We start from the raw sequence: 14,239 nt of genomic DNA on the forward strand, positions 1-14,239 counted from the left end.
GCTTGGTGGTTGGAGGGATAGAAGCCGATTGACGCTAGGGCGTGCAAGCTGCTCGCCTGTGGATGGCGGTCGCATTGCCCGGCGCCGTTTGATCGGCTAGACACCCGCCCTCGACCTTCCTACGGCCGCTGCCGTCAACTTTTCGAACCCGAGCCAGATCCTCCATGGAAACCGCCACCGTCGGCCCCGTCTCCGGCAACGTCCTGTTCTATACCAAGCCCGAGCCCCTCAGCCGTGAAGAGCACGGCAAGCTGGGCGTCCTGCGCATGGACAAGCCCTACGGCTTCGCCTCGATCGGCCATGTCGTGCCGCTGACCGTCGCCGAGTTCGGCTTTGCCGGCATCAACTTCCCGATCATCTTCGCCGGCGAGCAGCGCGTGCCGCTGTGCGTCATGGGCGTCAACGCCGGCGAGAACCTGTTCATCAAGAACGATGGGGCCTTCGCCACCGGCGCCTACATCCCGGCCTATATCCGCCGCTATCCCTTCGTGCTGGCCTCGGACGAGTCCCAGAACCGCATGGTGGTCTGCATCGAGCGCAACGCCCCGATGCTGGGCGAGAACGCCGAGGTGCCGCTGTTCGACGACAAGGGCGAGCCCAGCGAATACACCCAGAGCGCCATCAAGTTCTGCGAGGACTTCGAAACCGAGCGCCGCCGCACCGAGGCCTTCGTCGACCTGCTGACCAGCCTGGACCTGTTCGAGACCAAGCAGGCCAGCTTCCAGACCACCCTGCCGGACGGCACCCAGAGCGCCCCGGTGGTGCTGGCCGACTATTTCGGCGTCTCGGAAGAGAAGCTGGGCAAGCTGCCGGCCGAAAAGCTGGCCGAGCTGCGCGACAGCGGCGCCCTGGACAAGATCTACTCGCACATGGCCTCGCTGCTGGGCTGGGACCGCCTGGTGATGATCGCCAGCGAACGGGCCGCGCAGACGGCGTAAGCCAAGCTACAGCCTCAGGGATCGGCAAAGCCTCCTCCGGACCGGGGGAGGCTTTGTCCTTTCTGGAACCCTTCCTCCATCGACGAGGAAGGGAGAAACAAGAAGGCTATCGAGCGAACAAACTCCGCGTCAGGCACGAAAACACCAGCCGTCCCGCCTCATCCAGCAGGTCGTGCTGGGCGATGACGATGCCCTTGGATTCGCCCACCGCGTCCTTGCCCATCACCGTCATGCGGCCGCGCAGCAGCTCGCCGGCCGGCGGGTTGCGGGACCAGCGCAGGGCGTCGACGCCCAACCGCTTGGTCTGCGGCCACTGGTCGGAGGCCTCGGCCTCGAGCTTGGACCAGATGGCGTAGATCAGGGCGTCCGGGGCGCCCCGCTCGATGTCCCAGCCGGGGGCGTAGGACGAGATGAAGCTCTCCAGCGCCTTGGCGTCGATGGCGGTGACGCCCAGCGAAACCACCTGGCCGATGCGGATGTCGTCAAAAGCGGCGGGCATGGACCTAAGGCTCCGCCGAAACGCGGATGAGCAGCTTGCCGTCGTGGTCGCCGGTGAACAGGCGCTGGACGGCGGTGGCGGCGTTCTCCAGCCCCTCGACCACATGGGCCTTCCATTTCAGCTGGCCGCCCATCACCCAGGGGGCCAGTTCCGCAAAGGCCTCGCCGGCCCGGGGCAGGTAGTCGATGATGATGAAGCCCTTGATCGTCAGCCGCTTCATCAGGATGGCGGCGAAGTCGTCGAGGCCCGGGACCGGCCCCTCGGCATTGTAGGTGCTGATCATCCCGCAGAGGGAGACGCGGCCGAAATTGTTCATGCGGCTGACCACCTGGTTCATGATCTTGCCGCCGACATTTTCGAAATCGACGTCGACGCCATTGGGGCAGAGCCGGTCGAGCGCGGCGCCGACATCTTCGTTCTTGTAGTCGATGGCCCCGTCGAAGCCGAGTTCATCGGTCAGCCAGCGGCATTTGTCCGGGCCGCCGGCGATGCCGATGACGCGGGCGCCCTTCAGCTTGGCGATCTGGCCGGCGATCGAGCCCACCGCCCCGGCGGCGGCCGAGACCACCACGGTTTCGCCCGGCTGCGGCCGGCCGATGTCCATCATCCCGAACCAGGCGGTGAGGCCCGTGGCCCCCAGCACGCTCATGAAGGCGGTCAGCGGCACGCCGGGGATGACCGGCACGGGGCTGAGCGAAGCGCCCTGGGCGATGGTGTAGCTCTGCCAGCCCGAGAGGCCGGCATTGACGATCTCGCCGCCCTTGTAGCGGTCGCTGCGGCTGGCCTCGACCACGCCGATGGTCCCGCCGCGCATCACCTCGCCGATCTCGACCGGCGGCAGATACTGGTCCTGGTCGCTCATCCAGATGCGGTTGGTCGGGTCCAGCGACAGGTAGATATTGCGGACCAGCACCTCGCCGTCTTCCAGCGGCCGGATCGGCGCCTCGGTAAATTCCAGATCGCCCGGCGCGATCTCGCCCTGGGGGCGCTTCCTCAGGATCCACTGGCGATTCGTCGGCAAGGCTCGTCTCCCGGTCTTTGCACCATCATCACGGCCCGGCTGGCGTTGTCGAGGGGCGGGCGCCAGCCTATAGCGGGTTGATGCGCTTTCCCGCTCTTCTGGCCCTGCTCCTGGCGATGCTCGCCGCGCCGCTGGCAGCCGTGGCCGGCCCGGTCAATACCGGCCATATCGAGGCCCAGCTGGTCGCCCAGGACGCCTCGGTGGCGCCGGGCTCGACCGTCTATGTCGCCCTGCGCCAGAAGATCCAGAAGGGCTGGCACACCTACTGGCGCAACAGCGGCGATTCCGGCGCCGCCACCCAGATCGCCTGGACCCTGCCGGCCGGCTGGAAGGCCGGAGACCTGGTCTGGGCAGTTCCCAAGCGGCTGATCGAGGGCGAGGGCGAGTTCGCCGTGGCCGTCTATGCCTACGAGGGCGAGGTGCTGCTGCCCGTCGCCATCCAGGTTCCGGCCGACGCCCGGCCGGGGACCACGGCCCATCTGAAGGCCACCGTCGCCTTCCTGGTCTGCGCCGAGCAGTGCGTGCCGGAAAACGCCGACCTGACCCTGGACATTCCCGTCAAGGCCGGCGCCCCGGCGCCCGATCCGCAGTGGGGCAGGGCGGTCACCGAGGCCCTGGCCAAGGCCCCCAAACCGGCGGGCCTGGACGCCCGCTTCGCCGCCGACAGCCAGACCCTGACGATCAGCATCGCCGGGGCCCCGCTCGCCGGCGCCGACCTGGCCGGCGCGCAGTTCCTGCCCTATTCGCCCAAGGCGCTGAAGCACCGGGCCGACCCCGTCCTCGACCACGGCCCCCAGGGCCTGACCCTGCGCTATCCGGCCGGCTACAGCTTCACCAAGGGGACGCCGCTGGCCGAGGTGGATGGCGTGCTGGTGCTGCCGGGCGCGTCCTACGAAGTCACCGCCACCCCGGGCGCCGCCCTGCCGGGGACCACGGGGCTCGGTCCGCCGGCGGCGAAGGCCAGGCTCGGCCTGCTCCTGGCCATCCTCTACGCCTTCCTGGGCGGGCTGATCCTCAACCTGATGCCCTGCGTCTTCCCGGTGCTCAGCATGAAGGCCGCCTCTCTGGCCGGTCATGGCGGCGCGGCGCGGGCCGAGGGGCTGGCCTTTCTGGCCGGGGTGGTCGCCACCTTCCTGGCCCTGGCCGGCGCGCTGCTGGCCCTGCGGGCCGGCGGGGCGGCGGTGGGCTGGGGCTTCCAGCTGCAGTCACCGCCGGTGGTCGCCGCGCTCTCGCTCATTATCCTGCTGGCGGCGCTGAACCTGTCAGGCGTGTTCGAGATCGGAACCTCGATCCAGGGCCTGGGCTCGGGCCTGGCCGGCCGGGGCGGGCTGATCGGCGCCTTCTTCACCGGCGTGCTGGCCGTGGTGGTCGCCGCCCCCTGCACCGCGCCCTTCATGGGTCCGGCGCTGGGCCTGGCCCTGACTCTCTCGCCCATAGCCGCCCTGGCCATCTTCCTGGGGCTGGCGCTCGGTTTCGCCGCGCCCTTCACCCTGCTGGCGGTTACGCCGGCCCTGCGCGGCCGCCTGCCCCGGCCCGGCCCGTGGATGGACGTCTTCCGCCACGTCCTGGCCTTCCCGATGTATGCGGCGGCGGCCTGGCTGGTCTGGGTGCTGTCGCAGCAGACCGATTCGCTGGGTCTGGCGCGGCTGCTGATCGCCGCGGTGCTGGTCGGTTTCGGGGCCTGGCTCTGGGGCCTGACCCAGGCGCGGCCGCTGGCGGCCTATTGGCAATGGGCGGCGTTCCTGGTCCTGGCCTTGGCCGTCCTCCTGATCACCCGAGATCCCTATGGGCCGGCCCGGGTCGCGCAGGCCCCCGCGGCCGGCAAGATCGAGCTGGAAAGCCAGGCCTGGAGTCCGGCCAGGGTCGAGGCCCTGCGCGCCGAGGGCCGCCCGGTCCTGGTCAATTTCACCGCCGCCTGGTGCGTGACCTGCCAGGTCAATGAGGGCGTCGCCCTGGCGACCCCCGGCGTGGCGGCGGCGCTGAAGCGGGACAATGCGGTCTATCTGGTCGCCGACTGGACCAATCGCGACGCCACCATCGCCGCCGCGCTCAGCCAGTTTGGCCGGGCGGGGGTGCCGCTTTACCTGGTCTATGGCCGGGACGGCGGACCGCCCCGGGTGCTGCCGCAGCTGCTGACCGAGGGGCTGGTGGTGAAGGCGCTGGACGAGGCCGCCGCTACGCCGCCGGCTGCGGCGGCGAAGTGATCACCTCGACATTGTCGCGCAGCAGGTACGACATTTCCTTGAGCGCCTGGTCGCGGGCCTTGGGATCGGCGGCGTTGGCGACGTCCTTGAGCCGCACCGGCAGGTCCTGGGAGATGCCGCGCAGGATGCATTTCAGGTCGTCGGTCACGCCGCGCTCCTTCAGGACCAGGTGGCCCTGCATGTCGAGGTCGGACAGCTTGGCGACATCGGCCTGGAACTGGGCGAAGTTGGGCAGGGGCCCGGTCAGGCCCTTGAAGCCGTCGACCTGGGTCCTCAGCGCCCCGGCCCGGCGGATAATGTCGGCGAACAGCGGCTCACCGGCCACCGAGGGCGGCGGGGCCGGGGCCGAAATCTCAGCCATCTGCAGGTTGGCTTTGTCGGCGGGGCTGGCGGCGGCCAGCCACAGCATGGCGGAAAAGGCGACAGCGTCGCAGGACATGGATCAGGCCTCCGGGCGGAACACACCCCGCCTGAGGACTAAGTCCGTTATGGTAAACGAGATGCTACCGCGTGGAGGGATTCGATGAGGTCCGACGCCTGGAACGCCTTCCTGGAGGCCGCCGAGGCCGACGGCTGGCATCGCATCATCGACCTGTTCCGCGCCGATCCAGGCCGGCTGAACGGTTTCTGCGCCGAGGCCGCCGGCCTGCGGCTGGACCTGTCCAAGCAGCCCTGGAGCCGTGATGTGGGCTTCGCCGCCGCCCTGGACCTGGCCCGCGCCTGCGCTGTCGAGGCGGCCCGCGAGCGGCTGTTCGGCGGCGAGATCGTCAATGTCAGCGAGGGCCGGCCCGCCCTGCACATGGCGCTGCGGGCCCCGGACGGGGCGGACTTCAAGGCCGCGGGGGCGCCGGTCTCGGCCGGGGTCGAGGCGGTGCGAGCGGCCATGCGGGCCTATGTCGAAACGGTGCGGGCCGGCAACATCCGGGCCATCGTCCATATCGGCATCGGCGGCTCGGACCTGGGGCCGCGCATGGTCTGGGAGGCGCTGAAACCCCTGGAGCCGCAGATCGACCTGCGCTTCGTCGCCAATGTCGACCCGGCCGACCTGGCCGCCGCCCTGGCGGGGCTGGACCCGGCGACCACCCTGGTCTTCGTGGTCTCCAAGACCTTCACCACCCAGGAGACCATGGCCAACGCCACGGCGGCCCGGGCCTGGCTGGCCGAGGGCCTGGGCGAGGCGGAGGCCAACGCCCACCTGGCGGCGGCCTCGACCAACCTGCCGGCCTGCCAGGCGTTCGGGGTGGCCCCCGAGCGGGTGTTCGGGTTCGAGGACTGGGTCGGCGGGCGGTATTCGGTGTGGTCGGCGGTCGGCCTCTCCTGCGCCATCGCCCTGGGTTGGGAGGCCTTCGCCGAACTGCTGGCCGGGGCGGCCGAGCTGGATGCGCATTTCCGCTCGGCGCCGCTGGAGCGGAACCTGCCGGTCCTGCTGGCCCTGGCCCATATCTTCAACCGCAATGGCCTGGACCGGCCGACCCGCGTCGTCGCCCCCTATGCCCGCCGTCTGCGGCTGCTGCCGTCCTATCTTCAGCAGCTGGAGATGGAATCCAACGGCAAGCGGGTCACGCAAGGCGGCCAGCCCGTCGCCTGGGCGACGGCGGCGGCGGTGTTCGGCAATGCCGGGACCAACGACCAGCACGCCTATTTCCAGATGCTGCATCAGGGCACCTCGGTCATACCGGTCGACTTCATCGCCATCGCCCACGCCGAGGAGGGGCCGGTGGACCAGCAACCCATCCTGCTGGCCAACGCCATAGCCCAGGCCGAGGCCCTGATGCGGGGCCAGGCCAACGCCGCCGAGCCCCATCGCGACTTCTCCGGCGACATTCCCTCCAGCTTCATCCTGATGGACCGGCTGACTCCCCGGGCGCTGGGGGCGCTCACCGCCCTCTATGAGCACAAGACCTTCGTCGAGGGGGTCATCTGGGACATCAACAGCTTCGACCAGTGGGGCGTGGAGCTGGGCAAGACCCTGGCCGGCCGGGTGCTGGCCGAGCTTGAGGGCGGGCCGGCCGGGGCGCATGATCCCTCGACGGCGGCGCTCATCGCGCGGCTGCGCCAGACCTGAAAGGGCCTTGTCATGATCGTTCGCGCCTCAGCCCTGGCCTGCGCCCTTTCCCTCGCCGCCGCCGGGGCTGACGGCGAGCCGGCGGGCGTTCCGCAGACGGCCTTCGACGCCTTCAAGACCTTCTGCGCCGCCTATCAGGGCGACAACGCCGCGGCGGAAGCCCAGGCTCGCGCCATGGGCTTCACCGCCAGCCTCAAGCACTATGGCGGCGACCCTGCCGCGCCGCCGACCCCGATCCTGACCCCGCCCGCGCCCGCCGCCTACGACCTGGTCTTCCTGGGGGATCGCGATGAGGCTCGCGGGGCCCGTGCGACCCGGTGCCGGATCATCGTCACTGATCCGGATCATGCCCTGGCCAAGGGCGCCAACGCCTGGCCGGGCATCCAGCCCACCCGCACGTTCGGCCCGCAGGCGACCTACATCTATCGCCAGACCCCGACCGGCCGCGTCGCGCTGAGCCAGCCGGACAGCAACCTCCCCGCCAACATCCAGGGCGGCGAGATGAGGGTGCTGATCGTGACGGCGGGGCCCCAGATCAGCGTCGTCGACCTGGCCACCTACATCCCTGATCCGCCGCAGGCCGCGGCCGCCAAGCCCTGACCACCCAGGGTCTGGCGTCCTGGGCCCTCATCCGCTATAGCCGCCCGCGATGATCGTTCGGCCGCACCATTGCCACTGGCGCCACCACACCACCCTTGGCGGGCTGGTGCGGGATCACGCGGGCTGAACCCAGCGATCCCGAAGCGCCCCGCCGAACAGGATGGGGCGCGCTGCGAAGCGAGCTCCATCCGGCCTGTAACAAGACCTGAGATGGACCGATGACCGACGAAACCCAATTCCGACCGCAAGCCCGCGCCCCGCGTGGGTTCGCCGACAAGCGCGCCGCGGTGCTGCGGGCCGAGCGCCGCATCGTCGAGGCGGTGTCGGGGGTCTATGAGGCCTGGGGCTTCGAGGCCCTGGACACCGGGGCGTTCGAATATGCCGATGCGCTGGGCAAGTTCCTGCCCGACGCCGACCGCCCCAACGAGGGCGTCTTCGCCCTGCAGGACGATGACGAGCAGTGGATGGCCCTGCGCTACGACCTGACCGCGCCCCTGGCGAGGTTCGCGGCCGAGAACTGGGAGACGCTGCCCAAGCCCTATCGCCGCTACGCCTTCGGGCCGGTCTGGCGCAACGAGAAGCCCGGGCCGGGACGGTTCCGCCAGTTCATCCAGTGCGATGCCGACACCGTGGGCTCGGCCCGGCCGGAAGCCGACGCCGAGATCATCGCCATGGCCGCCGCTGGGCTGGAGGCCGCCGGGCTGACCCGTGGCCAGGCGGTGATGAAGATCAATAACCGCAAGCTCCTCAACGGCCTGCTGACCACGGCGGGCGTCGAGAGCAATGGCCAGAAGCTGGCCGTGCTGCGGGCGGTCGACAAGCTGGACCGTCTGGGGACTGACGGCGTGCGACTCTTGCTCGGTGAGGGCCGCAAGGACGAATCCGGGGCCTTCACCAAGGGCGCGGGCCTGAACGCCAAGGCGGCCGAGAGCGTGCTGGCCTTCCTGAAGGCCGGCGCGGAGACCCGGGGCGGGACGCTCAGTGCTCTGAGCAACGTCATCGGCGGCTCGGCCGAGGGCGATGAGGGGCTGGAGGAGCTGGCCCGCATCGACGCGGCGCTGAAGGGGCTGGGCGTGGCCGACGACCAGGCGCTGTTCGATCCCTCGATCGTGCGTGGGCTGGAATACTACACCGGGGCCGTCTTCGAGGCGGACCTGCTGATCGAGACCCTGGACGAGGCCGGCAAGCCGATGCGGTTCGGCTCGGTCGGCGGCGGCGGGCGCTATGACGACCTGGTGGCGCGGTTCACGGGTCAGCCCGTGCCGGCGACGGGCTTCTCGTTCGGCGTCTCGCGGCTGGCGGCGGCGCTGCGGGCGGCGGGCCGGGCCGAGGCGGACGCGGTGCGCGGGCCGGTCGTGGTCATCGCCTTCGACCAGGCCCATATGGCGGAATATTTCTCGGTCACGCGCGAGCTGCGCGCCGCCGGGATCGCCGCCGAGGTCTATCTCGGCTCCTCGGGCATGAAGGCCCAGATGAAATACGCCGACCGCCGCCTGGCGCCGGCCGCCATCATGCTGGGCGGGGACGAGATCGCCGCCGGCACGGTGACCATCAAGGATCTGGACCTGGGCCGGGAACTGTCCAGCCAGATCGCCGACAACGCCGCCTGGAAGGCCGAGCGGCCGGGCCAGCAGACCATCCCGCGCGCCGGCCTGGTCGCCGCCATCCGCGCGATTGTCGGAGACAAGGCGTGAGACTGGAGCCGGCCGTTCCGGCGGAGGCCTTGGCCGCCATCCGCGCGCCGTTCCTCAGCGCCGGCGCGACGCCGGTCGAGGTTCCGGTGCTCCAGCCCCTGGCCCTGTTGCTCGAGCTGGCCGGCGAGGCCATGCGGCCGCGGCTGTTCGTGGTCCAGGCCGAGGGCGGCGAGGAGGCGGCGCTGCGGCCCGACTTCACCATCGCCGTCGCGCGGGCCCACCTGGATGGCGGCGTCTCGGGCGGCCGTTACTTCTATGAGGGCAAGGCCTTCCGCGCGGCGGGCGCGACGGCCAGGGCCGAGGAATTCCTGCAGGTCGGGCTGGAGGCTTTCGGGGGTGACGACCCCGTCGCCGCCGACGCCCAGGCCGCGGGCCTGGCCTGGCGGGCCTCGCTGGCCGGCGGTCGCGACGACCTGACCCTGCGGTTCGGCGACATCGCCCTCTTCGCCGCCTTCATCGACAGCCTGGATCTCGCGCCCTTGCTGGCCGCCCGGCTGAAGCGGGTGTTCTCGCGGCCCCGGCTGCTGGCGGCCGAGCTGGACGGTTCGGCGCGGGCCGGCGAGGCGCAGGCGGCGGTCAATCCACTGGCCGGGGTCTCGGAAGACCAGGCCGTCGCGGCCCTGGCCCAGCTCTGGGCCATGGCGGGCGTCTCGCCGGTCGGCGGGCGTCCGCCGGAAGAGATCGTCCGCCGCCTGGCCGAACGGGCCGAGGCGGCGCGGGCCCCGCACCTGACCGAGGACGAGGCGGACGTCATCCGCAGGTATCTGGCCCTGTCCGGCCCGCCCCAGGCGGTGCTGGACCAGGTCGCCGCCCTGGCCGGTCCGGCGCGCGCCAGCCTGGACGCGGCGCTGAAGGCCTGGACGGCGCGGCTGGAGGCCCTGGCCGCGCAGGGCGTGGCGCTGGAGCGTTGCACCCTGACCACGGCCTTTGGCCGGGCGTTCGGCTACTACGACGGGGTGCTGTTCGAGGTGCGCAGCGCCGCCCTGGCCGAGGATCGGCCGGTGGCGGCCGGCGGGCGTTATGACGGGCTGATCGCCCGGCTGGGCGGCGGGGCCGGCGGGGCGGTGGGCTGCATGGTCCGCCCGGCCCGGGCCCTGGCGGCGGGAGGGGAATGATGAGCGGTCCGGCAGTCTTCGCCATTCCCTCCAAAGGAAGGCTCAAGGAACAGGTCGAGGGCTGGCTGGCCGATGCGGGCCTCGGCCTGAAGGCCGACGGCGGGTCGCGCGGCTACTCCGCCTCGCTGAGCGGTGCGCCGGGCATCGAGGTGCGGCTGCTGTCCGCCTCCGACATCGCCGCCGCCGTCGATAGCGGCGAGGTCCATCTGGGCGTCACCGGCGAGGACCTGTTGCGCGAGCGCGGCGGGGCGCTGGAGGATCGGGTGCAGCTGCTGCGGCCGCTGGGCTTCGGGCGAGCCGACCTGGTCACCGCCGTGCCCCGCGCCTGGCTGGACGTGGAGACCATGGCCGACCTGGAGGAGGTCGCCCACCTGCACCTGGCCCGCACCGGCCGGCGCCTGCGGGTGGCCACCAAATATGTCGCCCAGACCCGGGCCTTCTTCGCCGGTCACGGCGTGGCCGACTACCGCATCGTCGAGTCCAGCGGCGCCACCGAGGGGGCGCCGGCGGCCGGGGCGGCCGAGGTGGTGGTCGACATCACCACAACGGGCGCGACCCTGGCGGCCAACAACCTCAAGATCGTCAGCGACGGGGTCATCCTGAAGAGCCAGGCCCAGCTGGCGGCGGCGCTCACCGCCGACTGGACCGCTGAGAACCTGGCGAACGTGCGCCGCCTGCTCGGTGTCGTGGAGGCGCGGGCCCGGGCCGGCGGTCTGGCCAGCCTGGTCTGGCCGGCCGATCAGGACGCGGCGGCGCGGACGGCCAGCGAGGCCTTCCTGGCGCGGGGCGCGCAGCGGCGGGCCAATGGCCTGCTGGCCGGGCAGGGCGACCTCTTCGCCATCGCCGAGGCCCTGGGCGCGGCGGGAATCGGTCCGCTGACGGTTTCGCGTCCGGACTATGTTTTCGAGCCGGCCAGCGCCGCCGCCGACGCGCTCGCCGGCAGACTGTCGGTCGGTATTTGACACGGGCGTCAAAAATTCCGCAACCAGAGGGGTTTTTTCGACGGTCGGGTCCAATAATCGACCCTTTTTCCGCCACTTAGGCGAATTTTGTTGCTCAGAACGGGGGCGACTCGCCTTGACAGGGGACGGGACATGCCGTCTTTTCGTGACTGCGTGAGGTTCATCAAGACGTAGATCTTGAGGCCTCCGGCGTTTCGGGGAGGAAACGCCCACTTGGATCGAGTGATCGAGGAAAAAGCCGGACCCGCCGCGATTATCCCCCGCGGCGGGTTTGGTGTTTTTGGCGTGTGCGTCAAAACTTCATCAATCCTCCCCCGGAGGGGGAGGGGGACCGCGCCGAAGGCGTGGTGGAGGGGGTCAGCCTCTACATCCACATCTAGGTGTTCGCGCCCAGCCTACTGCGCCGACGCCGTGCGACCCCATGGCCGCTCAAACGGCTCGGCTCCAGCCGCCAGGATCAAGCTTTTGACCCGGTTGGGATCGTGAACGACCAAGCCGGACGGAATGCGCAACACGCGGATATGGCGGTCGGCCAGCCAGGCATCGCGCTGAGCATCCTCGGCCCGCCTGGCTTCGAGATGGTGGATTCCCCCATCGACCTCCACGGCCAGGCGGATCTCATCGCAGTAGAAGTCGAGAACGAAACGTCCGAAGGGGTGCTGCTTTCGGAAATGGAGCCCCTGCAGACCTCCGCGGCGCAGAAGCGTCCAAAGGACGACCTCGCTGTAGGTCATCTGGCGTCGCAGACGGCGAGCCCGGGTTCTCGTTTTCGCCGGAGCATCCATGACTGGAACATATCATGAACATGTCGGGAGGCAATCTCCTGGCGTGGATGTAGAGGCGAACCCCCTCCACCACGCCTTCGGCGCGGTCCCCCTCCCCCTCCGGGGGAGGAATGAAAAAGGGCGGACCGTGAGGTCCGCCCTTCTCCGTCTCAGCGCTGTCTTGCGCCTACCAGATCTTCACCCGGTCCGCCGGCGCGACATACAGCTTGTCGCCTTCCTTCACGCCCCAGGCGTCATACCAGCCGTTGACGTTCCGGATGGTCCCGTCGACGCGGTAGTAGGCCGGCGAGTGGGGGTCGGTGGCGACCTGTTGCTTGAGGGCCTCGTCGCGGATCTTGGCGCGCCAGACCTGCGCCCAGCCCAGGAACACCCGCTGGTCGCCGGTGAAGCCGTCGAGGACCGGGGCCGGCTTGCCGCCCAGCGAGACGCGGTAGGCGTCGAGCGCCAGGGAGAGGCCCCCCATGTCGCCGATGTTCTCGCCCATGGTCAGGCCGCCCTGCACATGGAAGCCGGGGATGGGCTCGAAGGCCGAATACTGGGCGCCCAGCTTGTCGGCCTGGACCTTGAACTTGGCGGCGTCCTCGGGGGTCCACCAGTCGCGCAGCACGCCGTCGCCGTCGGACTTGCGGCCCTGGTCGTCGAAGCCGTGGCTGATCTCGTGGCCGATCACCCCGCCGATGCCGCCATAGTTGATGGCCGGGTCGGCGTTCGGATCGAAGAAGGGCGCCTGCAGGATGGCGGCCGGGAAGACGATCTCGTTCATGGTCGAGTTGTAGTAGGCGTTCACCGTCTGCGGAGTCATGCCCCACTCCTGGCGATCGACCGGGCCGTTCAGCCGGGCCACCTCATAGCGCCATTCGAAGGCGCCGGCCCGGCGGGCGTTGCCGACCAGGTCGTCGGACTTGATGACCAGCTTGGAATAGTCGCGCCACTTGTCGGGATAGCCGACCTTGACGTTGAACTTGGCCAGCTTGTCGAGCGCCTTGGCCTTGGTCTCGTCGCTCATCCAGTCCAGCTTCTCGATCCGGGCCTTGAGGGCCGTGCGGATGTCGCTGATCAGCGAGACCATCTTGGCCTTGGATTCCGGCGGGAAGTAGCGGGCGACATAGACCTTGCCCACCGACTCGCCCAGCAGGCCGTTGACCATGCCCACACCGCGCTTCCAGCGGGGGCGCTGCTCGGGGGCGCCCGACAGTTCATGGGCGCGGAACTGCCAGTTGGCGTCGACGAAGCGCTTGGAGAGCAGCGGGGCGGCGCCGTCCACCAGGTGGAAGGCCTGCCAGGCTTTCAGCGTATCGACCGAGGTCTCGCCGTAGATCTTGGCGTATTTCGGGAAGGCGGTGTTGGTGCCCAGGATGACGCGATCGACCTTGGGCAGCTCGGTGCCGGCGAAATAGCGGTCCCAGTTGTAGCCGGGGGTATAGGCCTTCAGCTCGGCCCAGGTCATGGGGTTATAGGTCTTGTCGCGGTCGCGGCGCTCGATGCGGGTCCAGGAGGCCTCGGCCAGCTGGGTTTCGAAGGCCAGGACGGCCTTGGCCGAGCCGGCCGGGTCGGGCCACTTGGCCATGGTCAGCATCTGGGCGATGTAGGCCTCGTACTTGGCTTTCTTGTCGGCGTATTTGGCGTCCAGATAGTAGTCGCGGTCGGGCAGGCCCAGGCCGCCGAGGCCGGCATAGACGGCGTAGTGGGCCGGGTCCTTGGCGTCCTGGCCGATGCCCAGGCCCATCAGGGCGGTGAAGCCCGAGAAGTTGTCCGTGCCCATCAGGGTGGTCAGGTCGTCGCGCGTCTTGACCTTCTGGATCTGGGCCAGGTCGCCGGCGATCGGCTGGATGTCCAGCTTCTCGGCCAGGGCCTCGTCCATGAAGGCCTTGTAGGCGTCGCCGATCTTGGTGGCGTCGGGGCCCTTTTCCTTGCCGGACGCCGAGTCCTCGATGATCGAGCGGGTGCGGGCTTCGGAGAGGATCGACAGCTTGTCGAAATTGCCGAACCGGGTGCGGTCGGCCGGGATCTCGGTGCGGGCGTCCCAGGCGCCGTTGGCGAACTTGTAGAAGTCGTCGCCGGGCTTCACCGAGCGGTCCATGCCGGTGAGGTCGAAGCCCCAGGTTCCATAGTGCGGGCTTTCCAGCGAAACCACCTCGCCGCCGCCGGCGGCGGGCGTGTCGGCCGGATTGAACAGCGACTGCAGGGTGCAGGCGTCGTCCAGGCAGACATGGTTGTCATGGGCGGCCACCGGGCCGAACGCGGCCAGCGACAAGGCCGCCACGGCGGCGGCGCGCAACAGAATGGATTTCATGGGGGGCGATCCTCAGCCGGAAATGCAACGGGCGGGACTTTGCACGGCGGTTCCGGCCCCGGC

Annotated in this window: 12 protein-coding genes; 7 read left to right on the forward strand and 5 right to left on the reverse strand. The window is 70.1% G+C overall.

Annotated elements, in window-relative coordinates; all coding sequences use genetic code 11:
* Positions 1-164: 164 nt before the first annotated feature.
* The gene (locus QO010_RS21495; RefSeq protein ID WP_307352618.1) at positions 165-938 is read left to right on the forward strand and encodes a SapC family protein; all 774 of its coding nucleotides are present in this window, start codon (positions 165-167) and stop codon (positions 936-938) included.
* 106 nt (positions 939-1,044) lie between these two features.
* On the opposite strand, the gene QO010_RS21500 is transcribed toward QO010_RS21495, so the two are convergent.
* Together QO010_RS21500 and QO010_RS21505 are read right to left on the reverse strand one after the other, a co-directional pair.
* Positions 1,045-1,437, reverse strand: coding sequence for an acyl dehydratase (locus QO010_RS21500; RefSeq protein ID WP_307352619.1), 393 nt, complete (start codon positions 1,435-1,437; stop codon positions 1,045-1,047).
* A 4-nt stretch (positions 1,438-1,441) separates the two neighbouring features.
* Complete coding sequence (locus QO010_RS21505; protein ID WP_307352620.1) at positions 1,442-2,458, reverse strand: NADP-dependent oxidoreductase; 1,017 nt, start codon at positions 2,456-2,458, stop codon at positions 1,442-1,444.
* 80 nt (positions 2,459-2,538) lie between these two features.
* Here QO010_RS21505 and QO010_RS21510 point away from each other — a divergent pair, with 80 nt between their 5' ends.
* Positions 2,539-4,662, forward strand: coding sequence for a protein-disulfide reductase DsbD family protein (locus tag QO010_RS21510; RefSeq protein WP_307352622.1), 2,124 nt, complete (start codon positions 2,539-2,541; stop codon positions 4,660-4,662).
* Here QO010_RS21510 and QO010_RS21515 read toward each other — a convergent pair.
* Positions 4,634-5,101, reverse strand: coding sequence for a hypothetical protein (locus tag QO010_RS21515; RefSeq protein ID WP_307352623.1), 468 nt, complete (start codon positions 5,099-5,101; stop codon positions 4,634-4,636). The genes QO010_RS21510 and QO010_RS21515 overlap by 29 nt on opposite strands.
* 84 nt (positions 5,102-5,185) lie before the next feature.
* On the opposite strand from QO010_RS21515, the gene pgi reads away from it, so the two are divergent.
* The 5 genes from pgi to hisG all read left to right on the forward strand — a co-directional run bounded on the left by pgi (position 5,186) and on the right by hisG (position 11,098).
* A complete protein-coding gene (gene pgi / locus QO010_RS21520; protein ID WP_307352624.1) occupies positions 5,186-6,727 on the forward strand; it encodes a glucose-6-phosphate isomerase in 1,542 nt (513 codons plus the stop codon).
* Between the two features lie 12 nt (positions 6,728-6,739).
* On the forward strand, positions 6,740-7,327 hold the full coding sequence (locus QO010_RS21525; protein ID WP_307352625.1) for a hypothetical protein: 588 nt from the start codon (positions 6,740-6,742) through the stop codon (positions 7,325-7,327).
* Between the two features lie 218 nt (positions 7,328-7,545).
* Positions 7,546-9,021 (forward strand): histidine--tRNA ligase, encoded by a 1,476-nt coding sequence (hisS, locus tag QO010_RS21530; RefSeq protein WP_307352626.1) that lies wholly within the window; start codon positions 7,546-7,548, stop codon positions 9,019-9,021.
* Complete coding sequence (locus tag QO010_RS21535) at positions 9,018-10,136, forward strand: ATP phosphoribosyltransferase regulatory subunit (RefSeq protein ID WP_307352628.1); 1,119 nt, start codon at positions 9,018-9,020, stop codon at positions 10,134-10,136. Before hisS ends, QO010_RS21535 begins: the two co-directional genes overlap by 4 nt.
* Complete coding sequence (gene hisG, locus QO010_RS21540; protein WP_307352629.1) at positions 10,136-11,098, forward strand: ATP phosphoribosyltransferase; 963 nt, start codon at positions 10,136-10,138, stop codon at positions 11,096-11,098. The genes QO010_RS21535 and hisG overlap by 1 nt, the downstream gene beginning before the upstream one ends.
* A 395-nt stretch (positions 11,099-11,493) precedes the next feature.
* Here the strand turns inward: hisG and QO010_RS21545 are convergent, their stop codons facing one another.
* Together QO010_RS21545 and QO010_RS21550 are read right to left on the reverse strand one after the other, a co-directional pair.
* Positions 11,494-11,883 carry an endonuclease domain-containing protein gene (locus QO010_RS21545; protein WP_307352630.1) on the reverse strand — a complete coding sequence of 130 codons (390 nt, stop codon included), beginning with the start codon at positions 11,881-11,883 and terminating at the stop codon, positions 11,494-11,496.
* A 166-nt stretch (positions 11,884-12,049) separates the two neighbouring features.
* On the reverse strand, positions 12,050-14,176 hold the full coding sequence (locus QO010_RS21550; RefSeq protein WP_307352631.1) for a M13 family metallopeptidase: 2,127 nt from the start codon (positions 14,174-14,176) through the stop codon (positions 12,050-12,052).
* Between the last annotated feature and the right edge of the window lie 63 nt (positions 14,177-14,239).

Source organism: Caulobacter ginsengisoli, from assembly GCF_030814835.1.
GTDB lineage: Bacteria > Pseudomonadota > Alphaproteobacteria > Caulobacterales > Caulobacteraceae > Caulobacter > Caulobacter ginsengisoli.